Genomic DNA, 24,745 nt, shown 5'->3' with positions numbered 1-24,745 from the left:
CTTCCCTGCCCCGCAATCTTATCTGGCAGACTCAGGCGTACTGAATCCGTCCGGCCCGGCAATGATCACCGTATTGCGGCCGGCCGCTTTTGCTTCGTAAAGCGCTTCATCCGCCCGGCGCAGCAGCGCCTCGCGATCGCGACTCTGGTCATCCCGTGAAGCCACGCCTGCTGATATGGTCATCGCCCCGGCGAACGGGAAGGTGGTGGCGCAGACCGTCTCGCGGATGCGTTCCGCGGTACGGGCAGCATCGGCCAGCGTCGTGTGTGGCAGCAGCAGTATAAATTCCTCGCCACCAAACCGGCTGACGATATCGCCGGTGCGGCAGGCCTGACGCAGCAACGCCGCCAGATTCACCAGAACCGCATCGCCCGCGTCATGCCCATACCAGTCATTGATCTTCTTGAAATGGTCAATATCAATTGCGATGACACACTGTTCATGCTCACTGTCTGCCTGCGCCGCCAGCGCCGAAAATCCGCGACGGTTGCAAAGCCCGGTCAGCGGATCGGTCATCGCCTCATCGTTAAGCGCAGCCAGATGGCCTGCCACGGCATGGCGATGCTCCTGCACCGCTTCTTTGAGCCGGTCAGCCTCGTAATACCAGGTTTTGACAGTAGCGAGTGACTCCGCCTGTGCTTCGCTGCCGCCATCCCGCACTCTGTCCGCCAGCTTTTCCAGTGGCGAAGCGATCCGACCCGCCATAAACGCGATGACGCTGGCCGTCAGGAGAATAATGCCCAGAACGAACCAAATGGCGCTTTCCGCCGTGCGCAGCAGAATATGCCTGACCGTTTCAGAGGTGCCAGTAATAAATACGTTCCAGCCGGTTTTCTGCAGCGTGCCATAGCCGGTCAGATAGCTTTGCCCTCCATTTTCCAGGGTAAAATGTCCACTTTCCGTGGTGGACAGGCGCTTCTGCAGGGCCAGACTCAGCAGCATCTTTGTTCCGACAAGCGTCGGGTCATGACTGAAAATAATCAGCCCCTCATTGCTGACCACGCTGACCGTCGATCCTTTAGTATAAAAATGCTGGCTCAGGATTTCGCTCAGCATGCTCTGTTTTTTTAGATAAATGGTGCCGCCGATATAACCCAGATAGCCCCCCTCTTCGCTGAACAGCGGCTGAGATAAAAACACCACATAGTTTCCGGCGGCAGAGGTAAAGGGCGCGGAGATAAAGGGCTTACGGGTCGTAATAGCCTGCAGACTGGCTGCTGAGTGAAGTTTCATGCCTGTCAGATTCAGGCTATCCGGTGAGGTTGCCGCAATGATGGCATCATGGTTAACCACTACCACCGAGTTGAAGAAGCCTGACTGCATGCGCAGGCGCTCAGTTTCTGCTTTTAGCTGCTTCAGATCGCTAAGGCTCTTGATCTGCGATGCACTCCAGGCCAATTCCCGTTGCGCTGTCGTCAGGTAACGATCGGTGGTATCGGCCAGTTTACGGGCATAGGCAATGTTTCCTTCTAGCAGACTGTCTTCAATATTGGCCTTCTGAAACAGTAGCAGCGCACTCAGCAACAGACCGGAGGTCAGAATGACGCCCCCAATGGAAAGTAAAGTCAGCAGCGAACGAAGGCGCATTTTTTTATGGGGCATTGCAGTCGGGATCCGGATGAAGTATCACCTGAGTGTAACAGTTGATGCTTAACGTCAAGGGAAGAAAAGAAGAGGATTTACAGTGGATCACGATGCATTGCCGGGTGTAGGACAAATCCGTACGCACTTGCATAAGGCCTTGTTGAGCATTTCTCAGGCACTGATAAACAGCAGCCTAAAATAATTAAGCAGTAATAATGAAACTGTTTAACCTGCGACCGTCTCAGGTGAGGTGCATTATTATTGCTGAGCGCCAGCGTGAGGTACTGCAGGCACGAAAAATAACGGGGCAGAATCTGCCCCGTTTAATATGGTGAATGAAATGCTCGGAAACAGTTAAATTAAATCTGCGTTATGAATACGCAGTCAGGCACAGGCTTAATCATTGCGGTCGGATTAACGCCAGAACGACTTAATATAAGAACGGCTGCTGAGTCTTTTAATAAACTGATGCGGGCAGGTAAAGCGACACCCTTCCCACTCCAGATTAAACCATTGGAATTCATCATCTTTAATTTTGTCCAGCAGGTTCATCGCCTGCATGGGCGTCTGGAAAGCATAAGCCTTCATCACACCCTCTTTGGTACATAAATCAATATGGACCATATAACCCCCGGGAGTTAAAAAGATCGTAAATCTTATAATTATTGAACAGCCTGTTTAGCATAATCCATTTACCGGCCGCCGATTATCTGATTCCGTCATATTTACGTAAAAAATGAATATTTTTATTTTTCATTTAATTTTTGGGCAACTTAGCCCCATTACATCAATTAATTTGACCATGTTTGCGTAACATGCCAAAAATCGGGGAAATACTCTTTGTTTTTTAAATCAGCACAGCCGGCGGCAATAATAAGCGCACAGGAGGATGACGTTTATCTGACTCCATTTCCGGCATGAGAACGTGTGTGCGGCAGGTCCGGAACCGTTATGAAACGTTAAATATTCCTGCTGAACGATGCGATGGTGATGGTCATAAAGCGAACGTATCGTTTACACTCTCAGCAGCCTTATCGGCACGGTTCTGTAGTGTACGCAGAGAGGCAGGAGATTACTGACGGCGGGCAATAAGGAATCTTATGCTGAATTATATGTTATCGCTCTACCGCACTGTGCCTGTCTCATCTGAATGTCTCAGCGACTGGCTTGCCAGCTGGCTGACTCAGCAGCAGGCCCTGTGCCACGATCATCACTTCTCCGCCGCCTTCCCCTGGCGTGAAACCGGCCTGCCCCAGCACACATTTTTGCAGCGCGAACTGACGATTAACGGCCAGCGTTTTCTCACCGGCCCGCGCTATCTCGGCGGCGACCCCGCTCAGCCTTTTATTGAGATCGTGGCCCGTGATGGCGCACTGGATTACGCAGCCGCAGCCGCCATCATGCGTGAGTGGCAAACGATCAAGCCGCTGAAGATGCGTATTCTGTTACCTGCCACCAATCCTGATATTGGTATAACCGATCAGCTGATTTACCTTAGCGTTCCAGGCTCACACTCCGCGTCTGACGACGAAGAGATTTCGCTGATTACGGCCTGCCGGAAAGATTATCCCCTCTGTAGCTCCGCCATTAACCGCGCTTATCGTGCCAGCTGGCACACGCTTCCGCATCTGCGGGATCAGCTGATGGCCACCAGCAGGCAGGAATTACGGGACGATATTGCCGGAGGGCATGTTTTTCTGATCCTCTGGCAGGGCATGGTGGCTGGGCTGATGATTTGTGTGCCGCGACGACTGGCTTTTATTGAGGGATTTCAGATCATGGATGAGGTGATTCTGCCGGTGTATCAGGGTCGTGGACTCGCTGCACGCGCTCAACAGCGTCTGCTGCAGCAGCTTCACCATTACTGTGGTCAGCATGCGATGCTGACCGGCACCATTCTGCCCGGCAATACGCCTTCTCTGCGAAGCGCGCAAAATGCCGGACGGCGCTGCGTGCTGAAATATCACTTTTTTACCCCAGCAGATTTACGGGCGGACCAGCGGGCCATTTAAATCACCCCAGCGCCAGCTCAATCAATTTATGCTGAATGCTGTAAACACGCAGCTTCAGGTTCAGGCTCTCTTCTGCGCCGATCCGTTTTGCCTCAACCACATGATTACTTTTTTCCAGTGCGATTCTGGTTCTGCTTTGCAGACCGTCGTGCCAGTTGACATCCGCACGGTTCGCCGCCTGTTTTTCCAGGGGGCCGACGAGTTCCGCGACATTTTCACCCCTGGCTGACGTTTCAGTTACAGACATATCTGCCTCTTTTTGCTGCTAAAAATGACCAAACTGGCGGCACGTATTCTACCGACTATCCGACAGGCATGACGCCTCTCTGTTCGCATAACCCGGCATGCATCGCAGAAGCTTTATAGCCCTGCAGGGCGCGGCTTCGCTCGCAAAATTCCGCCAGCTGTTCTTAACTCAAAATCAGTGATTTTGTTCCACTGAGAGAACTATCGGAGGACATTTTGACATCAACATCTCTGATTACCGCCAGTGATAATACCCTCACGCTACGGCGCTGGATTACTGTAGGCCTGCCCGCTACCGAGCTTTTTAACCTGTGGCTTGAGCCCGATACTCTGCCCCGCATTATGAGCCACTTTGCCAGCGTGACACCGGTCAATAAAAGCGATGCACACTGGCAGATTGAGGGCCCACTGGGTAAGCACTACCGCTGGGATTCCCGCATTGTTGAAGCGCAGCCAGGCGAAGTTATTGCCTGGCGCTCGCTTGAGGATGCAGACATTCCTAACGAAGGTGAACTGCGACTGCGCCCGGCGCCGGGGGAATGGGGCACCGAGCTGGCTCTGACTCTGCAGTTCACGCCGCCGGGTGGCGCACTGGGAAAAAAGGTAACAACGTTATTTGATCTGCTGCCAAAAGAGGTGGCCAGCAAAGCGTTACATCGCTTTAAAAGTCTGGCTGAAACCGGTGAGATTCCTACCCTGCACGGGCAGCCTGCGGGTCATCATGGCGGACGTCAGGATAAGGAGAAATAAATGCGCGCACTCTGCTGGAATGGCGTCAACGATTTAAGCGTTGAAACCGTGGCCGACCCGGGTCTGCTCAATCCTCATGATGCCATTATTCGCGTCAGGCTCACCACCACCTGCGGCTCCGATCTGCACGTCATTGACGGCCTGATCCCGAGTATGCGGGAGGGCGATATCCTGGGTCATGAATTCATGGGCGAGGTCGTTGAAGTTGGCCGTGCGGTAAAAAATATCCGGCGCGGCGATCGGGTAGTGGTGCCCTCTTTTATCTCCTGTGGCTCCTGCTGGTATTGCCAGCATCAGTTGCCCTCCTGCTGTGACAATACGCATCCGCAGTGGGAGAAAGGCGAAACGGTGCTGGGTCATGCCACGGGCGGCATTTACGCCTACAGCCACGCGTTTGGCGGTTATGCGGGTTCACATGCAGAGTATGTTCGCGTGCCCTTTGCCGACAATGATTGCTTCGTCGTGCCCGAAGGCGTAACCGATGAGCAGGCGCTGTTCCTCTCCGATGCGACGCCGACCGGGTATATGGGTGCCGACTTCTGTAATATTCATCCGGGTGACACCGTAGTGGTCTGGGTCTGGGGCTGTGGCGGTGTCGGACTGATGACACAGCAAAGCGCCTGGCTGATGGGTGCGCATCAGGTCATTGGTATCGATCGCTATCCTGAACGGCTGGCCATGGCACGCGACTTCGCAGGCAGCATCACGCTGGATTACACCGAGGTCGATATCAACGAAGCGCTGCTGGAATTAACCGGCGGGCGCGGCCCGGACAGCTGTATTGATGCTGTCGGCATGGAAGCCCGCGGTGAAGGATTAAGTCAGGTCTATGACAAGACCAAACAGATGCTGCATCTGGAAACGGATGTCGGTGCAGCCTTGCGCCAGGCGTTATATGCCTGCCGTAAAGGCGGCAACATCGCGATTCTGGGGGTGTATGGCGTGATGGATAAGTTTCCGCTGGGGCTGATGATTAATAAAAACCTGACTATTCGTACCGCCCAGCAGCACGGGCAACGCTACATGCATCGCCTGCTGGAGCATGTTGCCAGAAATGAACTTAATCCGGCTTTTATGGCGACACATCGTTTTCCACTGGAAGAGGCCCCGCGAGGCTATGAGATGTTTAAACACAAAGAAGATGGCTGCGTTCGTGCCGTGTTCGTACCCTGAAAACACATAAACCGATTCGGGCGGCGCTGCCGCCCGGCGAGACCTTTCCTGAACCCTGGCAAAAATCCCACTTATTTTCGGACGCTGAAAGACAGATGATAAGAGCCTGTCACGGCCAGGCTGAATCTGAATTAACCCACCATAACGCCATGCAGATATGAATTTTTTATGAACGTGAAGTGAAAAAAACACATCTGAATCATATCCCTGCAAACGCCATGCGGACACTTCTGCCTGTTCACATTTTGAAAACAAAATAATCACACTAAGTTATTTTTTCATGCGTAAATTAGTGCCAGTTTTCATTTATGGAGCAGGCCAATGACGCAATATGTGGCGGTTTTTCTCTCTTCACTGTTCATGTGCAGCAACGTTTTCGCAGGTTCGGTTTCTTCCGTATCACTCGACGCGCTTTCCACCGCATTGAATGAACGCATGCAGGTCATGAAGGCTGTGGCGGGTTATAAGGCGCAGCATCATTTACCTGTTGAGGATCTGCCTCGTGAGCAGGTTGTTCTGGAAAATATGCTGCATAACGCGCAGCAGGCAGGACTTGAACCTCAATCGGTTGAACCTTTTGTCCAGGCTCTGATGAACGCCAGCAAAGCGATTCAGTATCGCTATCGGGCTGACTGGCTCTCAACACCGGAGAGTGACGTATCCGTCACCGATCTGGCCGGGACCCGGCAGCAGATTGAACGGCTGGATACCCAGCTCCTGGCTGCGATCAGCCAGCGCCTGATGACCGGTAGCTTCTCGCAGGAGGACAACGTGTTTCTGATGTCACAGCTCACGGCCCCCCACCTCAGCGAAAGTGATAAAAACAACCTTTTCGCTTCTCTCGCCCGCATTCAGCGCTCGCATTAATCCTCAAGCCCTGGAGTAAGCTATGCAGCTTCATGAACTCATGAACCCCGACTACGCTGACAATCCCTTACCGCTTTATCGGAAACTCCATCGGCAGGGCCCGCTTATTCCAGCCGGGGATAAGATCATCATCAGCGGCAGTCACGCGGTGGTGGATGCCCTGCTGAACGATCGGCGGGTCGGTAAGAATTATATAGAAAGTGTCAGGTTAAGATTTGGTGATGCCGCCGCCGACATGCCGCTGTTTCAGAGCATCGGCAGAATGTTTCTGGTGCTGAATCCGCCGGACCACAACCGGTTGAGAGCACTGGTCATGAAAGCGTTCAGCGCCCGGGAGATTCATCCCCTCAGAGAGATGGCGCTGACGATAGCCAATGATCTGGTTGATGCACTGGCAGGCCTTCGCACCTGCGATTTAGTCCAGGCATTCGCTTTTCCGCTACCGGTACGCATTATCTGCAGGATGCTGGGAGTCCCGGAGTCGGATGCGCCTGAACTGGGTCGACTTACGTCTGTGCTGGTCAAAGTTTTCGACCCGCAAATCAGCCAGACAGATCTGCTTGAAGCCGCCGATGCGTTTGCCGTACTGGAGAGTTACTTCAGCGCCCTGATCGTCGCGCGCCGTGACAGCAGCGCCAGTGATCTGGTGTCCCTTTTCCTGCGTAGCGGTAACGACGGTGACCGGCTAAGTCACGATGAGATCATCGCCAATGTGATACTTCTGTTTCTTGCCGGTCATGAGACCACCTCAAATATGCTCTGTAATACCATTCTGGCTTTGCATGACCATCCGCAGGAACTGGCATGTCTGCAGCAGAATCTTGCGCTGATACCCGATGCTATACAGGAATGTCTGCGCTACGACAGTTCGGTCCAGATGCTTTACCGCACGACGCTGGAAGAGATTGAGGTGGCAGGCCAGCTCATCCCGCCCGGAACGCGCTTCTTTCTGAGTCTGGGCGCAGCCAATCACGACCCGCTTGTCTTTACCTCGCCGGAGCGGGTCAATATCCGTCGGCATGAGGGACGCTGCCTGGCATTCGGTGGCGGGATACATCACTGCATGGGCTACCGGCTGGCACTGGCGGAAATGGAGGTGGCGTTACAGGTACTGCTGACCCGACTGCCAGCCATGCGGCTGGTAACCGCCGGGGTTCGCCGCAACCACAGAGCCAACCTGCGCGGTGTCAGCGCACTGCCGGTCGAGTGGTAAAGCCGCCCGGGCCAGCTGCGCCCGGCGATTAACCGCGCAGACGCAGCGTGGCGGGCAGCACCAGTTGGCTGTCTGCTGGATCATTTCCGGCAATCATCGTGGTCAGCATAGAAAAACAGGCCTGCGCGAGCGCCGGAACATTCTGCTCTATAGTGTCGACAGAAATCGAGAGTGAATCATAGAGATAGTGGTCATCAAAACTGGCGATGCGGATATCGCTGGTCAGCAGGTTGTGCTCACTCATGTAGCGCAGTACCCCTTCCAGCAGGCCGCAGGCCGCAGTGAACATCGCTTTGGGTGGACGCCCCAGTCGCTTACATAGCGCGGCAAACATCTCGTAGCCGCTGCCGGGATGGTAGTTCCCCTGAATAATCCACTCCGGCTGCAGCGTCACACCCGCCCGCGCCAGCCCCTCTCTGAATCCCGCCAGACGATCCTGGGTCGGGGAAAGATTGGACTGTCCGCCCATAAAGTAGATCTCCTCCGGACAGGCGCGCGCCAGCTTTTCAACCAGCTCAGCGGTGGGCGTCACGGCATCGGTGATGACCCATGGCAGCTTCGTGTTGTTCATGTGGCGGTCAAACAGCAGCACCGGCAGCTGTTCGCTGAGACTGACATAGTCGCTGTCGGTTAGCATACTGGAGGCAACAATCAGCCCGTCGACCTGACGTGCCACCAGATTGTTGACTACGACCCTCTCCTGACCGGCATTTTCGTCGGTACAGGAGATCAGCAGCTGCAGACCCGCCGCGCGGCAGAGATTTTCCAGCGCATGAGAAAAGGCAGCGAAACCGTGGTTAGTGATCTCCGGTACCACCAGCCCCAGCGTATGACTGCGGGCATCGTGCAACATCCGCGCATGGATACTGGGCTGATAATGGTGTTCGCGGGCCAGCGTCAGAACCCGCTCTCGCGTCTCCTTCGCAACCCGTAACTCTTCGCCACGGCCGTTGAGCACCAGGCTGGCAGTGGCTTTTGAAACCCCGGCCAGCCCGGCGATATCACTGATGGTAACGCGTTTTGTTTTTCTCACGGCAAGACATCGGTTAGTGAAACAAGGGTTTATTCTACCATGCAGTGACGTAACGACCAGTAGCGGGCCTGCAGTTCTGCGCGCCCGCGCAGGGTCAGCAGCGCCGGCTGGTCCGGAAAATAGCGGCTGCTCATCACCCCTTCCCCGTCGTTGATGAAGATCTCAACGCTCGAATGGTCACACAGGATCTGCAATCGACGCGCTGCACCGGTCCAGTAGCGGGTTATCCATTCACCCGACACCAGGCTGCGACGGGCAAGCCGCAGTTCGTTGTGTTGCCAGGTCAGGATCAGGGTATCGGCGAAATTGAGTTCGATGTCGCCCTGGCTCGCAAGCTCAATTTCAAGCCGCTGGGCGGCAATCGGCGGCGCATCATCGGCGCGGCCCTGATAGTGCTGCTCGTTCCCGCGCAAGGCCTGCAGTTCCGCGATGGGCTGCTGACAGAGCCGGCCGTTACGTGAGCTCAGCTCGCGCAGACAGGTCATCTGGTGGATCCACCCCTGCGCCACGGTTGGCTGGGCCATCTCTTCACCGTCCGGCGTCCCCATCCAGCCCACCAGCAGACGCCGGCCATCAGCGGTCAGCGTGGTTTGCGGAGCATAAAATTCAAAGCCGGCATCCATTTCGTTCAGCGGGCCGTGATGATATGCAGGCTGCTGATAATCCAGCTCCCCACTCAGCCAGGCACAGGCGTGACTGTTCAGATAACGCTTCTCTTCGGGCGCAACGCCCTGCGGACAGCAGATCAGATAGGTGCTGTCGCCGAGCGTGAACATATCCGGGCACTCCCACATATAACCCGCGGCATCCAGGCCGCCCAGTTCACTGCCCGCGATCTCGCCGAGATTCTGCCACTCCCGCAGCGTGTCAGAACGCAGCAGAAGCACCCTGCCCTGCCGTTGCATATTCTGTGCCGCCAGCACCATGTACCAGCGATCGTCATGACGCCACACTTTAGGATCGCGAACGTGGCCTGTATAACCCTCCGGCACGGCAATGACCGGGCCAAGCTTGTCAAAACCGCCCGCGCTGTTCTGCTGTGCCAGGCACTGCCACGCCGTGCGCGAACCATCATCGAATTTTACGTTGCCGGTGTAGACCAGTGTCAGTACGCCGTTATCGTCGACTGCGCTGCCGGAGTAGCAGCCACTGCGGTCATACTCCTCATCCGGCATCAACGCGATGGGCTGATGCTCCCAGTTCAGCAGATCGGCTGAGCGCCAGTGCCCCCAGCATTTATGCTGATGCGCACAGCCCAGCGCGTTCCACTGGTAGAAGAGATGATAGTGACCGTCGAAATGGATGAAGCCGTTGGGATCGTTAAGCAGCCCGGTAACCGGTGCCAGATGCCAGCCAGGATAGTGGCTGTCGCTGAGCGCCTTTGGCATACCCTGCATCACCGCCTGCAGAATGGCGGCAAGACGTGTTGATGAGGCCATTATTCAGAGTCCGTTTTGTATTTGAGCAGATAAGAGATTACAAACGCGGTGGTGAACGCGATAGCAACGCCGATGACATAATTGAGCAGAGAACCCGCTTTGACAATCGCCATACCCGGCAGGCCGGTCAGTCCGACCGCCGTCATATAAACATGGACCGACACCACCCAGGCACCGCCCAGCGCGCCGCCCACCAGACCCGCGATAAAGGGTTTCATAAACCGCAGGTTGATACCAAAAATAGCCGCCTCGGTGATCCCCAGCAGTGCTGAAAACGCGGAGGGCAGCGAAATCGCCTTGATCTTCGCATCGCGGGTTTTGAACCACACCGCCAGACAGGCCCCGCCCTGAGCGACGTTTGCCATCGCCCAGATGGGCAGCAGGAAGTTCACGCCAATCGAAGGATTGCCCAGCAGTCCCGCCTCAATCGCATGGAAGCTGTGATGGACACCGGTGATGACAATTACCGAATAGAGTCCGCCAAATACCAGACCTGCCAGCCAGCCGGCGTGCGCAATCAGGGTGCTGAGCACAAAGGAGATACCATCGCCCAGCATACGGCCCGCCGGACCGATAATCAGCAGCGCGACAAAGCCGGAGATAATCACCGTCAGGAACGGGGTCAGGATCAGATCGAGCGCATCCGGGATCACCCGACGCAGCTGCTTTTCCAGCATGCTCATAAACCACACCGCCAGCAGTACCGGGAATACCGTACCCTGATAGCCAATCATCGCCACTTCAATGCCGAAAAAGTTCATGGTGTGGAAACCGGCGGCGACGCCCCAGGCGTTGGTTAGCGCCGGATGCGTCAGAATACCGCCCAGCGTGGCACCCAGAAACGGGTTACCGCCAAACTCGCGGGCCGCCGTAAAACCAATCAGGATCGGCAGGATAATAAAGGCCGCCGAGCTGCACATATCCAGCATGATATAGAGCGCATTTTCCGGATTGACCCAGCCGTAGGTTTTAACCATCCCCAGCAGGCCCATCAGCAGACCCGACGCCACGATCGCCGGAATGATCGGCACAAAGATGTTCGACAGCAGGCGAGCGATGCGCTGGAAAGGATTGAGCTTGCGGGCGGCAATATCAGCAGCTTCTGACTTGCTCGATTCGCTGATGCCCGCCTCGGCGATAAAAGCGGCGTAGACCTTATTCACCACGCCGGTGCCGAAGATAACCTGAAGCTGTCCCGCGTTGCGGAAGCAGCCTTTAACGCCTTCAATCTGGCCAATCGCTTTGGTGTCCGCCTTCTCATCATCCGCCAGCACCAGCCGCAGTCGGGTCGCGCAATGAGCCGCGCTGGCGATGTTCTCTTTACCACCCAGCAGGGGCAGCAGGGCCCGCGATATTTTTACATAGTCCATACATACCTCACTCTTGTTATGTTTTTATCCGCGTGACGTTCAGGCCCCGGCAGCCGGGGCCGCCCGATCAGAACCAGGTTTCCATCTGTACACCGAAGTTCCATTCACCGCCGGCATCGAAGCCTTTGCTGCCGAACGCGTCGTCACTGGCATAGTTATCCAGCCGGTGATCCCAGTTCATCCAGGTTGCAAACAGACGAATTTCCGGACGTTTAAGGAAGTCGCCGACATCACCGGCTTTCAGGGTTGGCGCAACAGTAAGTTTGGTGAAGCTGCCGCTGACCGCGTTACGGTTGTTGTAACCTTCCGGACGCAGATCCATGTACTGATAAGAGCCTTCATACTGCATCTCGAAGTTATGCGTGATTTCCTGAATCAGCCGCAGGTTGACTGTCGCCCAGTCGTAGCTGTCACCTTTGACGTAGCGATCGTCACTGCGCTGTGCCAGTAAGGCGGGCGCAATGTGCCAGCCGCCGCCAAGGGGAGTGATCCCGTAACTTGCCAGCCGCCAGGTGTTCGCTTCCGGCAACAGTGCGCCGTCAGAACCAATCGACTTCACCTCAGCGCCCAGGCCATGACCATAGAGCAGGGCTGTTTTCGACGTGCCTTCTGTCAGCCCATAAAAGCTGTCGTTATGAAGGCCCAGCAGCGCATGGACGCCGGTTTCGGCCGCATCGCTTTTAACACGGAGGCCGTCAATATCCCGACGATCGTCGTTATCTTTCGCCCGCATACCGCTGACCATCATCTGCACCGGGCCGACAAAATTATTCAGCGACAGGATGTAGTTCTGCGCGGTGTTTTCATTGTTTTCGATGTCACCAAAGGTACGACCATAAAGCGAGAGGTTGCTGCGCGCCTGCTCTGCCCATTTCATGTCGTAAATACCGGCGCCGGTTCCGGCAAGGAACACGACATCGGAGTCGATCCAGTGAATATCAAAGTTATCACGATCAAAACGCTTACCTGCCCAGACCGTTGCGTTATCGAATGCACCGCTGAAGGTGGGAAGCTGTCCCAGTTCGACAAACGCCTGACGCAGGTTGAGATCGCTGCTGGCGGCCGTCCAGTCGTTATAAGTGCGCTGTCCATCGGCCAGCATCGCTTTGAAGCGGGTGGTGGCACCATTATCCAGCGTCTGCTTATGTTCAAGGTTGAGCTCAACGTAGGTATCCGGCTCATTACCCAGACGCCCGACGTGACCGCCGGTTTCTCCAGCCGGGGTTACGGTCGGGCCGCCCTGCGTTTTGGCGGCGGAGCTGTTCATCAATAATCCGGAGCGTGCATAACCGTGGAACTCAAAGCCACCTTCATCGGCAGATTTTTGTTCCAGTTTCGCGGTGCGCTGCGCGACCTCAGCGGTGGAGGTCTGGGTCTGCTGCTGAACCGCCGCCAGCTGCTGAGCCTGCCGTTCAGCCATCTGAGCCTGCTTTTCGGCGATCTCTGCACGGCTTTCAGCCGCATTCGCCCGCTGCTCGGCAGCCTGCAGTCGCTGCTCCATTGCCGCCAGGCGGGCTTCGATGCTGCTCATGCTGGGATCGGCCCAGACGGATGTGGAAAAGAATATTGCAGAGAGGGCGATGGCTAACGTGCTTAGTTTCATTTTTTTTATATCCCTGAGGAGAGGCTATCATCACCGGTTTTTTTTGCTAAACCGGTTTAGGCGCAAATCATAGCCACGGGTAATTTCCCTCTGCAATGAAAAATGCTAAACCGGTTTAGTGATTGTGAGATAGCTCGCAAAACAGGGCTGTCAGATGACGATTAGCCAGCCAGATCGTCCAGCTGGTGGCGCAAGGGAAGTGCTGTCATGGCACCTTTTGCCGTGGTGGCGAGTGCGCCACAACGTTGGGCAGTCAGCAGGCAGCTGACAAGCTGCGATTCATTAACAGGCAGACCTGACTTCGCCAGCTCCCAGAGTAATCCGGCCACAAAGGCATCACCTGCACCGGTAGTATCGACGCTGTTAACGGGCGTGGTAGCATGGTGGGTGATTCGGCCCTGATAACAGGCCATCACCCCTTCCCTGCCCCGTGTCACCAGTAACAAGCGAATGCTGAATTTTGCGGCCAGCTGCGGCATGCTGACAGCCGCTTCCTGACCCGGGCTGAGAAAATCGAGTTCTTCGTCGGAGAGTTTCACCACGTCTGTATGATTGAGGGCCTCGTTCACCACCGTATGCAGCAGCGCCGGGTCGGGCCAGAGATCTTCCCGCAGATTTAAATCGAAACTGACATGGCCGCCTGCCGCCCGAATCTGTTTCATAGCGGTCAGCGTCGCGGTGCGTGAAGGTTCCGCCGCTAAGGCAATTGAACAGCAATGCAGCCACTCCCCTCGATTAAATTCGGGCAGATCGGACGTTTCAAGAAACAGGTCGGCACTGGGCCGCACCATAAAGGTAAAGGTGCGCTCGCCCTGCTCATCCAGACCGACCACCACGGTTGACGTGCGATGCTGTGAATCAGCGATCATATAGCGGGTATCAACATTCTCCTCATTTAGCGTCTGCCGCATAAACTCACCAAAAGGATCGGCACCCACCCGTCCGATAAAACCGCTGTTTCCCTGCAGTCGGGCAATGCCAACGGCAACATTGGCAGGTGCTCCGCCAGGACATTGCATCAGGCGCCCCGGTATTTCGGGTAGCAAATCGACCACGGCATCCCCGAGGCACCATACGCGAACAGACATAAAAAACTCCTATGATTAAACCTGAAAGCTAAACCGTTTTAGCTATAGCGCTAAATGGCGTAAGGTTCAAGCATTAACATGCTGAAGTGATATGTGATTAACATAAGACGTTTATGGTAGAGAGCCGAACAGGCACATGCCCGATAATTACGGGCAGAGGTCAGGTATAAAAAAAACCGGCACAGCGGCCGGTTTGATTGTCAGTGATGTGTGATGAAGATTATTTAAGCGTAGAGAGTATCTGTCTGATCGACGCATCAATCTGTTCAGCAATCTCTTTTGGCAAACGACTGAATTCATACTGCACGGTGCGCTTCTCATCGTTGGTTTTACGACGCGCATAGGTATTGGCTGTAGTAAACGTTGCCAGCTTTTCCGTCACCATTTTGCTGACCGGTGCAGGTTTTTTTAACTGACGACGGGCGCTTTTGAAACCATTCAGGATTGCGCTCTTCTTCTCATCTGAATTAGCGTTTTGCAGTGAATCATCTGCCTCCAGCTTTTGCTGGATTTCGCTGGCCAGTCCGGCGGCATCCATCGCTTCCGCTTTCGCCTCCTCCCAGACATCAAGCAGTAACTGATAATCCTGAAGGGTCAGCTCAGAAACGACCGGGAAGAGTTCGATAAACTCAGCGGGCACGGATGCGGCCTGAAATGCACGTGAGACCTTAGCGTTTGAGATGCCTTCCGCTTTAGCAATTTCTGATTTGCTCATGCCACTTTCGTTCATAAGCATAAAGCGCAGACCTAATTCACGCAGGTTATGCTCTTTAGCCGTCTGAATATCAGCAGCCAGCTGACGCGCATCGCTGAGGCTCAGTTCATCTGCAGTAACCAGCACTTCCAGACTGGCCCCGGAAAGAATGCAGGCAGCACGACGGCGCGAACCATCCATAATCTCAATCCGGTCGCCGTTTACGCGACCAATGGCCGGGAAAAACTGCTGCAGTGTAATCGTACGGGTGATTTCCTGCAGCGATTCCGGCGTCAGCGTGCTCTGATCACGTCCGTTGATCTTCGGGTCAACACTGGTTCGGGTTTCTATATCATCATGCAGGACCAGCTGGCGCACAAAAGTTGCCTTCGCACCTGACTTCAGCGTAAAGGTGCGCGACTGGCTGCTGCTGTCGATCATGTTCGCAATAGCAGAATCGCCGAACTTGCGGCCAATGCGCTGTATAGGTTTGCTCACAGGGTACTCCTGATATATTCGATGCGATCAAACACAGCCCTTGAGAACTGCTCAGCTTCATATTTGGCTTTACGCAGGGCGTCTGCACTGCCGGGATAGGAAGCGGGATTAGCACTGATTACCGTGTCAAAGGATTCGCCACAACGCTCGAATCCATCAAGACGAGGTAAGCCACAGTCCAGCATCGATTTAGTAAACACCTCACGTGCATAACTTTGCGACGTCAGGTGGTCATGCTTGGATGTCATCTTAGACATAAAGCCGATATTAGCTTTGAGCCGCGGTTCGATACCTTCGGACTCGATACGCTCCAGCATTTCTGGCAGGCGCGTCAGATACTTCATGGTGGAATGGAAATCGACCTGTGCCGGTGGCGTCGGTGTCAACAGCACATCGCTGGCCGCGATGGCATTCAGCATAAAGGAATCAAGATGAGGACCGGTATCAAGGAAGATAAAATCATAGTCACCTGCCAGACGATCGATCACATTACGGCGAAGGACCTCTGAAGGCGCAACACCGGGCAGATGTTCAGCAACCAGCTCTTCCCAGTCGCTGGCAACGAAGCCATCATCGATTGAGGCCGGAATAACGTCAACGCCGGGCATAACGGTAGGCTTAATAAACTGCTCACGAAGCTGATCTGCATCCAGATCGTTGAGCATAGCCTGCGCTGCTGTTTCCAGTACGGAACCGACACTGTTGGTATGGCTCAGGAACATCGTGCTCGATGCCTGTGGATCCAGATCGATAACCAGTATACGCAGGTCATTGTGCAGCATAGAAGGATGGGCGCGCATACCGTGAGCCAGCGTCACGGTGCTGACGGTTTTAGAGACGCCGCCTTTAAGACTGACAACAAACACGACAAAGGGGCCAGCATGCCGATCGCGATATTTAGGCACTTTACGATGCTGATAAATGTCGACGACGTTCTGAATGGTCAGGGCATATTGCGATGTACTGCCGGTTTGCTTTTTACCAAACTGGTATCCTGCTGCTTCCATATCACTAATCGCTGCGACGACAGCGTGCTTACTCAGCAGTGGCATATTTGCTACAGCATTGCGAGAGAAAGTCTGGTAAAACCCTGTCTGGTTAAATTCCTGACGCTGCTGCTCAATGTGGTCACTAAGTCCATGTAACATGGAGTTGGCACGTGTTGCCATCTCCAGCACTCCACCATAATCACGCTTCATAAGCCCCTCTGCGTTAATGTTTTTTGCATACTACACAAAAAGCGAATATCTGCCAATTTTTTAGGAAAATGCCAAAAACCTGGATTTTTTGTCTCAGGTAGTGGAATGATGATCTGAGATTTATGGTTGGCTGTAAAAGAGGTTTGCTTAAGCTCTATGACTTTTGTTCATTCAGTTTGAGTATGTTGAACAGACATCAGAGTTAAGTTTGATAATGGATGGCGGATGTCAGCACTCAATATCTGTTTTTTGGTAAGGCAGAAATGATCGGCCAGCAACGCTGACCCATATTACAGACGCTCCACATGGTGTTTTCATCATGAAAATATCAGATATCTCTATTAAAATCATAAACTTAAATGAATATAAGCTTGGTGAAAATGCGTATTGAAAACGTGTTTTTATCAAGCTTACTATTATTTGTAAATTTGTTTCATCAGACATTACCAGAGCATGGGTTCTGATCAACCATAGTGAATTAAACGTTGATGAAATTGATAAGTAGCCATACTGTCAGTAAACCCTTGTTAGCCCTGCCAGTAGTTCATACCTTTACATTACTCGATTACGATTTGTTTAGAGTCTGCATGAGTGTTTTCCAGCCTGGTTCAGCAGCATTTTTCATTACATCTGATAGAGATTCTTTTGTTATTTCTGACTAATTATTTTTCTCATAAAAAAGCGGTCTTTCAATCAATCGGTTTAGTCGCGTTATGAATTACTACCATGACATATTGATACCTTTGAACGGAGCAGGGGATTGAGAGCGTCACGCGAGATAATAATAAGCAATAAAACCTCGCATAAGCAGCAAAAAGAAATCTGCATAATTTAATCTTTTAAATCATTTGCGCACCAGTAGGCCCATCCACTTTCTTTCCCCCTCCTTATCAAGGATTACTTGCTTTCAGATAATAATGTGATTATGCATAACGAGTTCCTTTATGAGCCGTGTTGATTATGCCGGGTAAAAGAGTACCTTATTTCAAACTAATTTATGGCTACTTTAATGCAGTAAGGAGAGGGCTCATCGGACATAATAAAACGATGTTTAAGCCTCAGAAAAGCTGAATCTGGCGTTATACTGCTGGTGTTTTCACAGTGAAAATTTAAAAAAATATCTTTACTATCAGATACATAAGTAATTTAATTCATGGTGAAAATTGCGCTCCCCTCCCGGATTATTATCTGAATAGCGCCAAATTATTACCTCAGGGCTAAAAACCTTTACACCTACAAGGTTATCAGCGGATGTCTGGTTTCATGTTTTGTTTTGTCTTGCCAGTAACCGGTTGCGTTAACAGGTAATAACCTGCTTATAGCGATTCTCTATTTCATATCCGCAACTGAAAATCTGTCTGATGTCAGCCTCGATGATTTCTGAATCAGGTATGTTTTATCCCCGTTATTCACAGGCCAGATCCAATTGGTCGATCCTCAATAGATCAAATTGAGATCCTTAACAGATCCCTGCAGGCTCTGAAGCCACGTAGCACAAGGTCTGAAAGGGTGTTGGTAACCACTGTAGCGAGAAGAATAACCACTGGAGAGAGCACAATAACCACTATAGCGAGTAAACCAACCGCGCTGGCGAGTACGCAATAACCACTGTAGCGAGTAGAGCGTGCTTTATGATGTGTATAAGCCTGGTCGCTGTCATTTTTCTTATCCTGGGTAATAAAACAGTACGTTATCTGAGAAGGCTAAGGTGTTAACTGACGGACCTGCTGGTTTTTTTGGGCAAGTTTTCCACTGAATAGATCCCATAACAGATCCACATTAGATCCCTTTAAAGGTCCTGAAAGATCCCCATGCCGCCTTAGCCCTTGGTATCACTGCGATAAAGAAGGATGGCTAACCACTATAGCGAGTAAAACAACCACTGTATCGAGATAAATAACCACTATGGCAAGTAGATTAACCGCTATAGTGAGTGCTAGTATCCACTGTATTGAGTAACAGCGGCTCTCGCCTGTTCACATCACGGATCTTCCTAATGCCAAGAAAAGAACCAGATATCCTGAACATAGCTGATGCGTTTAGCGAAACAGACAAGCGTACAGGCGAAGTTGTTACTCTGACGCCCAACAGTAATAACACCGTGCAGCCGGTCGCGTTAATGCGACTCGGCTTGTTTGTTCCAACGCTGAAATCCACAGCGCGCAGTCAGAAAAACCAGATGAATGCGATGGATGTGACTCAGGATCTGAAACAGTTATCCCTGGTCAGATCGGAAGGGTATGACAACATCAAGATTTTGGGTGCCCGACTGGATATGGATAATGATTTTAAGACCTGGGTTGGGATCATTCGCGCATTCGCCACGCATGAGTGTCTGGGAGACACGGTAACGCTCTCGTTCGTAGAATTTGCAAAACTCTGCGGCATACCTTCTGCGCGCCTCTCATCGAAGCTCAGGAGCCGTCTGGACGCTTCGCTGACGCGGATTGCGTCTAACACCCTGACTTTTACCAGCAAGGGCGGAGAGAACTACACAACGCATCTGGTGCAGTCCGCCAAATACAGCGTTAAAAAGGACACGGTGACCTTACAGGCCGATCCTAAGATCTTTGAGCTTTATCAGTTCGACAGAAAGGTTCTGCTGCAGCTTAAGGCTATTAATGAGCTGGCACGCAAAGAGTCCGCTCAGGCACTTTATACGTTTATTGAAAGCCTTCCGCCCAAACCTGCGCCAATATCTATGGCGCGCCTGCGTGCACGGCTCAACCTTACGTCGCGCGTGATCACCCAGAATGCGACGGTCAGAAAGGCGATGGAGCAGCTAAAAGAGATTGGTTATCTCGACTATACCGAGACCCGCCGCGGCTCTTCTGTGTACTTCTGGGTCCATTATCGTCATCCCAAGCTGCGCCCTGCCGAACTGCCGCTCAGTAAGGCAGGCTTAATCGATGATGAGATGGACGAGTTTGACGATCTGGACAGCGACTCCACTATGATTGATGTCAATCTGCCCGAACCGGTGAGTGAGGATGATAGCAGTGAGCTTGTCATGGTATCGCGTGAGGAAAAAGAGTTACTTAATAAAATCAGGAAACAGAAAAACCGTTAGTTACCTGTTCACCACACCGCTCATGGCTGATGGATCCTGCTAACCACTATAGCGAGTAAGATTACTCGCTATAGTGGTTAATCTTTTCCCGACGGAGCATCTACATCCTGAATCGCCTGCCTGAAAAACATCCTGCTATTTGCTCTGGTTTTCCATTGCGCCTCTCTGATCAGGAGGGTGCATTAAGCTTCGCAAAAGATCGACTTCCTGCAGTAGTTAGCCAGTTCGTCCCGCGGTATCTCTGCAAACGTTGCGTTAACGCTTTAGCGTGTCAGCACTCGCTATAGTGGTTAGTCTGGTCTGGTTAACAGCATACGGATTTACCTCCCGACGCCATATGTCGTGTTTCGCTGGCGATATTCAGCTCTTCGGCCTTACTCGCTACAGTGGTTATGGCCATTCTGAAATGACCATCTCATCTTTGTTTACCTCATTCTGCCCATAAGATTTACACGCTATAGTGGTTTTCTGATGATTTATTGGCTAATACGTTCAGATAATGATCAGATGACAGACCTGGCTGTTACAACATTCTCGCTACAGTGGTTATTTTTTGGGATAGAAGGGAGGAGATCACTCGCTATAGTGGTTAGCGGTATCGTTTTATACTGTTTGTTACTAATATTCAGTAATTTAAAGTGAGTGCTTACTATCATTATATGTCTCTCACCGTATCATGAGGATAAAAAACCAGCGCGACAGGAGAGATCAGGCAGGCACTCGCTACAGTGGTTGCGTTACAGGATGAGCAGAATGGTTTCGCTAACAAAACAAAGTTATTTTACTGAATAACAGCATAGAGCAGGGCAGGGCTATGATTCTGTTCCTGCTACATGCACATCTTCACACGACCTTTTTACTCGCTATAGTGGTTACCCCGCAGGTGAATCGTGCGAGGTGCCCTGCTAAGCACGGATATTTTCAGGCTCCTCTGTCTGAATGACTTACTCGATATAGTGGTTATCCTCTTAGGAGAGAGGTGAGCAGGCACTCGCTACAGTGGTTATCTTTGCGCTTATTCTCTGCGCGAGTTAGTTATCGTTATGATTCGGATGATTATTGCGCAACTTACTGGCTACAGTGGTTAACAGTAACGCTTCTGGCGCACGTTTACTCGCTATAGTGGATATTTGTCACATTCCCTGGCCGGATAGCGCAGTTCGGTCTCCGATTTACTTCCTATAGTGGTTAACCTGTCAGAGTTACTCGCTATAGTGGTTATCCGGAAATGCATGCCGGATACGCGTCATCAGCTCATTCAAAAGTGTCAGTATCGCGTTCAGAATGATTGCAAAAGAAGTGCTGAATGCGTGGATAAATACGGGGACGCAGGGGATGCCTGTCAATGACACCTGTTCCTGAGAGCTGGCAGGGCCATAAATGAAGAAAGCGGCCGCTCGCTGGCGCACCGCTTTAGGATTATTAGGACTGCGTACGTTACATGGCCTCGCGATATTCCGGCCAGGCGACAGCTTGCGCCTCATATCGGCCCGCAGCGGCGAACAGCGTACCCTGGAAATTGATTACACCTGCTGCTTCCAGCCACATCCACTCTTCTGCCTGTACGATCCCTGCCGCGATGACGGTGATCTCCAGCGCTGAGCAGCACTTGATGATCGCCAGCACAACCGCCTGCTTTGGCCCACTGCGATGAACGTCGCGGGTAATACCGGCATCAATACGGATACGGTCGGGCTGAATATGAGTCAGCAATGATAATCCTGCGGAGCCGTCTCCAAAATTGTCGATAGACAGGCTGATCCCGAACGCTTTCAGTGCGCGTACGGCTTCAGAGAACGCGTCCAGTTGTGAAATCACGCCGGTTTCACTCACACCAATAACGACCTGCTCCGGTACCAGCCCCGCCTGCTGAATTGCTGCCACAATGTGCTCGACGGCGTCGGGTATGACAACCAGCGTCATTGGCAGCAGACTCACGTAGAGCGTCATACCATCGGGACAAACCAGACCAGCCTGGGAAAAGGTTTTCTTCACGGTTTCCAGGTCGTCAACATAAAGCCTGTCGCCGGAAATTTCATCGGTAAGCGCCGGACGAAGGGTAACAGCTTCAATGGCGGTCACCTGACGCGCCAGCGGATCGACCACCGGACGGAAGCTCACGCCTTCTGTCTCCGGGCGGGAGTCCGGCACATGAGTGTGCTCTGAAATAAACTCCCAGTAACCTGGCGGAAGAACCTCGTAGTAGTTTTCTTTCTCACGTGACTCTACAAAAGTACGCAGGAATTGCAGTGCCCGATCATCATAGGTCAGGCGATATTTAGACGTACCTTTGTCCAGCACCGCCTGTAGCAGTGATGAGCGATCGTGTTCGCGCAGGTCAAACAGCGACATGCCCGCATTACCAAAACGTCGGGAAGGCGCATAGTCACGCATCAGTTCGACGACATTATGATGCCGCCGATCGGCACAGATTCGCTGATAAACTGCCTGAATGCCCGCTTCAGGACCTTCGAGTAACTGGAAGAAATGGGTGCCGTTGAATAACAGGATACCGGTTACATCGTGCGTGCTGTTGATTTTGCTGGCGTTATCGACCATCTCCGGAAGGGTTCTGACCGGAAAGTCATCTGAAATATGGCTGCGATAGATTATGGTAGTTAGCATGTGCAGCTCCGTTTTACGTAATTGTTGCGGACACGCTAACACTGATCAAAAAATGTTTCATCTATACTTGATTGCTGTCGCACGGACTGCAACAGAGCAGGTGGCACTAAGCGAAACGGCAAATCGGCAGATCTGCATTCAGTTAACGTAACCGTAATGACGCTGCTGGATCTGTGCCGATGAAATCATGTCATTGCATCATAAATAAGGCAGTCATCGGGGCGGCCTTGTGGTTCTCGCGGAAACGTAATCATCGGCTCAGCAGTGACATAAGCGTAATGTTCAACACAGGCATCGATGATTTTTTAGCGCGCAGGTTTAATGGCACTCACCACGCAGTTTCCAGTGAAGCCAGTGATCCAGCGCTTCTTCGTTTAATGGCTTCGAATAGAAATAGCCCTGGGCCTGATCGCAGCCATATTCTGTCAGGGATGTCACGGCGTCAGGACACTCAACGCCCTCTGCCACCACCGTATAGTCCAGCTCTTTGAGCATGGCGATGATGCTACGGGCAATAATGCGTGAAGCCGTATCTGAAGAGAGCTCACTGATCAGAGAGCGATCCAGCTTGATAACATCCAGCGGCATACGACGCAGATAGCTGATATTGCTGTAGCCTGTGCCAAAATCATCGAGTGAAATCGTGAATCCCCGTTCTCTGAGCATCTCCAGTCCGCGAAGAGCGGTGGGGCTTTCAAGGATGCGCTCTGTCTCCAGACATTCGATGCCCAGCAGCGAGGTCGGAAGCTTAGACTTCAGCATTTTGCTTTCCAGCGCGGAAGCAAATCCCTCGCATGCAAAATCGCGCACGCTGACGTTTATGGTTAATGGCAATTGAATACAGTTATTACGCAGTCGTCTGAGACGTTCAACGGCCTGGTCGATAATCCAGGCGGTCAGCACCGAGAGCAGATCGGTCTGCTCGGCCAGCGGAATAAAGGCAGCCGGTGAAAGTTCCCCTCTGCTGGGATGTCGCCAGCGGATGAGCGCTTCCAGGCCCACCGGTTTACCACTCTGCAGGCAAATTTTAGGCTGATAGACCATATAGAGCCCGATGTTATCGCGCAGAGCTGTTTTCAGATCGGTCATCAGCAGGAAATCTTCTGAGCGCTGTGTCTCCGCCTCAATATCAAAACGCTGAGAAGGCAGCCCGCGCCCGACCGCTTCATTCAGCGCGCTCACCGCGCGGCGCAACACTTCCGACGCTGACATGCTGCCGGCAACAAAGCCGGCCTCACCGGTATGAGGCGTCAGTGCAACTGACAGCCCCTCATCCATGTCTGCACTGATACCCTCCAGGCGATCGGCGACCCAGTCTGCACTTAGCCGGCTATCGGCACGAGTCAAGATGGCAAACCGCCCTGTGGCCACAGTGTAGATCATTTCACCTACCGCCGGACGCAGGCGCAGCGGCAGCAGGGTAGCCATATCCTTCAGCAGGCTTTCAACCGGATTCATTCCCATGGTGCGGGCCAGTTCATAAGCACGTGACATGTCGATGCAATCAATCAGCACCAGACGGCGTGGCGTGGTGTCGCCGGCCACAGCCAGATATTGCAAATCACGTATCAGGCGCTGGCGATTAGGCAATCCGGTCACCGGATCGCAAAAACCAGCCGAATGCCAGGCTTCAAGAAAGGACATGACCAGTGTGGAGAGCAGCGTTAATGTCGTCACCTGCTCAACGGCAAATGCATGCGGCTCGGTGTCGGTAACACAGAGCGTGCCCAGAATAATGCCGTCGCGGGTTTTCAGGGGCACACCGGCATAAAAACGAATAAAAGGTGAGCCAGTGATCAGCGGATGCGTGACAAAGCGCGCATCGTGATAGGTATCCGGCACGATCACTGCGCTGTCGCTGTCTACCACATGACGGCAGAGTGAATCCCCACGCGTCGAGCGTTGCAGATCAAAGTTATGTGACGCGCGTACGGTCTGGAATTCGTCATCCAGCACCGAGATAAAGCTTCCCGGGATACCCAGGGCCTGACTGGCTAACCGGACAAATTTTCGCAGAACGTCATCGCGACTTTCGTCAGGGTTGCGCAGTGCCTGCAAAGCACGACTTCGGCGCTCATTGTCGCCGTCTAGATTCTTGAGCATGTGTGTGTAACCTCCGCACCGGCTGATTACGGGGCGAAAAAAGAAAACTGTCCGGAGCGAAATCTGATTCGGGCGGCAGGAAATATAGCGTATTTTTTATTGTCAGCCTGATAATAAGGGAGTATGCGGCGGGTGTCTCTTAATATTTTCTTTAACGCATAAAGGGAATATTAACGAT

At 52.8% G+C, this 24,745-nt stretch carries 18 protein-coding genes; 6 read left to right on the top strand and 12 right to left on the bottom strand.

Annotated elements, in window-relative coordinates:
* Positions 1-18: 18 nt before the first annotated feature.
* The gene (locus tag NIM72_RS02860) at positions 19-1,602 is read right to left on the bottom strand and encodes a diguanylate cyclase (RefSeq protein ID WP_161736553.1); all 1,584 of its coding nucleotides are present in this window, start codon (positions 1,600-1,602) and stop codon (positions 19-21) included.
* 396 nt (positions 1,603-1,998) lie between these two features.
* Positions 1,999-2,208 (bottom strand): hypothetical protein, encoded by a 210-nt coding sequence (locus tag NIM72_RS02855; protein ID WP_061061018.1) that lies wholly within the window; start codon positions 2,206-2,208, stop codon positions 1,999-2,001.
* 476 nt (positions 2,209-2,684) lie between these two features.
* On the opposite strand from NIM72_RS02855, the gene NIM72_RS02850 reads away from it, so the two are divergent.
* Positions 2,685-3,596 carry a GNAT family N-acetyltransferase gene (locus NIM72_RS02850; protein WP_161736554.1) on the top strand — a complete coding sequence of 304 codons (912 nt, stop codon included), beginning with the start codon at positions 2,685-2,687 and terminating at the stop codon, positions 3,594-3,596.
* A gap of 1 nt (position 3,597) precedes the next feature.
* On the opposite strand, the gene NIM72_RS02845 is transcribed toward NIM72_RS02850, so the two are convergent.
* On the bottom strand, positions 3,598-3,843 hold the full coding sequence (locus NIM72_RS02845; RefSeq protein WP_161736555.1) for a hypothetical protein: 246 nt from the start codon (positions 3,841-3,843) through the stop codon (positions 3,598-3,600).
* 215 nt (positions 3,844-4,058) lie between these two features.
* Here NIM72_RS02845 and NIM72_RS02840 point away from each other — a divergent pair, with 215 nt between their 5' ends.
* The 4 genes from NIM72_RS02840 (at position 4,059) to NIM72_RS02825 (ending at position 7,845) form a co-directional block, all read left to right on the top strand.
* Positions 4,059-4,592 carry an SRPBCC family protein gene (locus NIM72_RS02840; protein ID WP_253418556.1) on the top strand — a complete coding sequence of 178 codons (534 nt, stop codon included), beginning with the start codon at positions 4,059-4,061 and terminating at the stop codon, positions 4,590-4,592.
* Positions 4,593-5,765: a zinc-dependent alcohol dehydrogenase gene (locus tag NIM72_RS02835; protein ID WP_253418553.1), complete on the top strand. Its 1,173-nt coding sequence runs from the start codon at positions 4,593-4,595 to the stop codon at positions 5,763-5,765.
* A 321-nt stretch (positions 5,766-6,086) separates the two neighbouring features.
* A complete protein-coding gene (locus NIM72_RS02830; RefSeq protein WP_161736558.1) occupies positions 6,087-6,632 on the top strand; it encodes a chorismate mutase in 546 nt (181 codons plus the stop codon).
* Positions 6,633-6,654: 22 nt separating this feature from the next.
* Entirely contained in the window at positions 6,655-7,845 is a 1,191-nt protein-coding gene (locus NIM72_RS02825; protein ID WP_161736559.1) for a cytochrome P450, read from the top strand.
* Positions 7,846-7,873: 28 nt separating this feature from the next.
* Here the strand turns inward: NIM72_RS02825 and NIM72_RS02820 are convergent, their stop codons facing one another.
* The 7 genes from NIM72_RS02820 to NIM72_RS02790 form a co-directional block, all read right to left on the bottom strand.
* Positions 7,874-8,878: a substrate-binding domain-containing protein gene (locus NIM72_RS02820; RefSeq protein ID WP_161736560.1), complete on the bottom strand. Its 1,005-nt coding sequence runs from the start codon at positions 8,876-8,878 to the stop codon at positions 7,874-7,876.
* A 29-nt stretch (positions 8,879-8,907) separates the two neighbouring features.
* Positions 8,908-10,317 (bottom strand): sucrose-6-phosphate hydrolase, encoded by a 1,410-nt coding sequence (locus tag NIM72_RS02815; protein WP_253418550.1) that lies wholly within the window; start codon positions 10,315-10,317, stop codon positions 8,908-8,910.
* Entirely contained in the window at positions 10,317-11,687 is a 1,371-nt protein-coding gene (locus NIM72_RS02810; protein WP_161736562.1) for a sucrose-specific PTS transporter subunit IIBC, read from the bottom strand. The genes NIM72_RS02815 and NIM72_RS02810 overlap by 1 nt, the downstream gene beginning before the upstream one ends.
* Before the next feature lie 67 nt (positions 11,688-11,754).
* Positions 11,755-13,290: a carbohydrate porin gene (locus NIM72_RS02805; RefSeq protein WP_253418547.1), complete on the bottom strand. Its 1,536-nt coding sequence runs from the start codon at positions 13,288-13,290 to the stop codon at positions 11,755-11,757.
* 161 nt (positions 13,291-13,451) lie between these two features.
* On the bottom strand, positions 13,452-14,378 hold the full coding sequence (locus NIM72_RS02800) for an aminoimidazole riboside kinase (RefSeq protein WP_253418524.1): 927 nt from the start codon (positions 14,376-14,378) through the stop codon (positions 13,452-13,454).
* Positions 14,379-14,598: 220 nt separating this feature from the next.
* Positions 14,599-15,570: a ParB/RepB/Spo0J family partition protein gene (locus NIM72_RS02795; protein ID WP_253418521.1), complete on the bottom strand. Its 972-nt coding sequence runs from the start codon at positions 15,568-15,570 to the stop codon at positions 14,599-14,601.
* Positions 15,567-16,769 (bottom strand): AAA family ATPase, encoded by a 1,203-nt coding sequence (locus tag NIM72_RS02790; RefSeq protein ID WP_161736566.1) that lies wholly within the window; start codon positions 16,767-16,769, stop codon positions 15,567-15,569. Before NIM72_RS02790 ends, NIM72_RS02795 begins: the two co-directional genes overlap by 4 nt.
* 1,996 nt (positions 16,770-18,765) lie before the next feature.
* Here NIM72_RS02790 and NIM72_RS02785 point away from each other — a divergent pair.
* Entirely contained in the window at positions 18,766-19,839 is a 1,074-nt protein-coding gene (locus tag NIM72_RS02785; RefSeq protein ID WP_222925685.1) for a RepB family plasmid replication initiator protein, read from the top strand.
* 1,437 nt (positions 19,840-21,276) lie between these two features.
* On the opposite strand, the gene NIM72_RS02780 is transcribed toward NIM72_RS02785, so the two are convergent.
* Positions 21,277-22,464 (bottom strand): diguanylate phosphodiesterase, encoded by a 1,188-nt coding sequence (locus NIM72_RS02780; RefSeq protein WP_161736650.1) that lies wholly within the window; start codon positions 22,462-22,464, stop codon positions 21,277-21,279.
* Positions 22,465-22,782: 318 nt separating this feature from the next.
* The gene (locus NIM72_RS02775; protein WP_253418518.1) at positions 22,783-24,567 is read right to left on the bottom strand and encodes a bifunctional diguanylate cyclase/phosphodiesterase; all 1,785 of its coding nucleotides are present in this window, start codon (positions 24,565-24,567) and stop codon (positions 22,783-22,785) included.
* Between the last annotated feature and the right edge of the window lie 178 nt (positions 24,568-24,745).

The sequence above is a fragment of the Pantoea sp. B550 genome (genome assembly GCF_024158165.1).
Taxonomy (GTDB): domain Bacteria; phylum Pseudomonadota; class Gammaproteobacteria; order Enterobacterales; family Enterobacteriaceae; genus Pantoea; species Pantoea alfalfae.
Note: the sequence above shows the minus strand (reverse complement) of the source record. Positions and strands in the feature narration are given on the sequence as shown.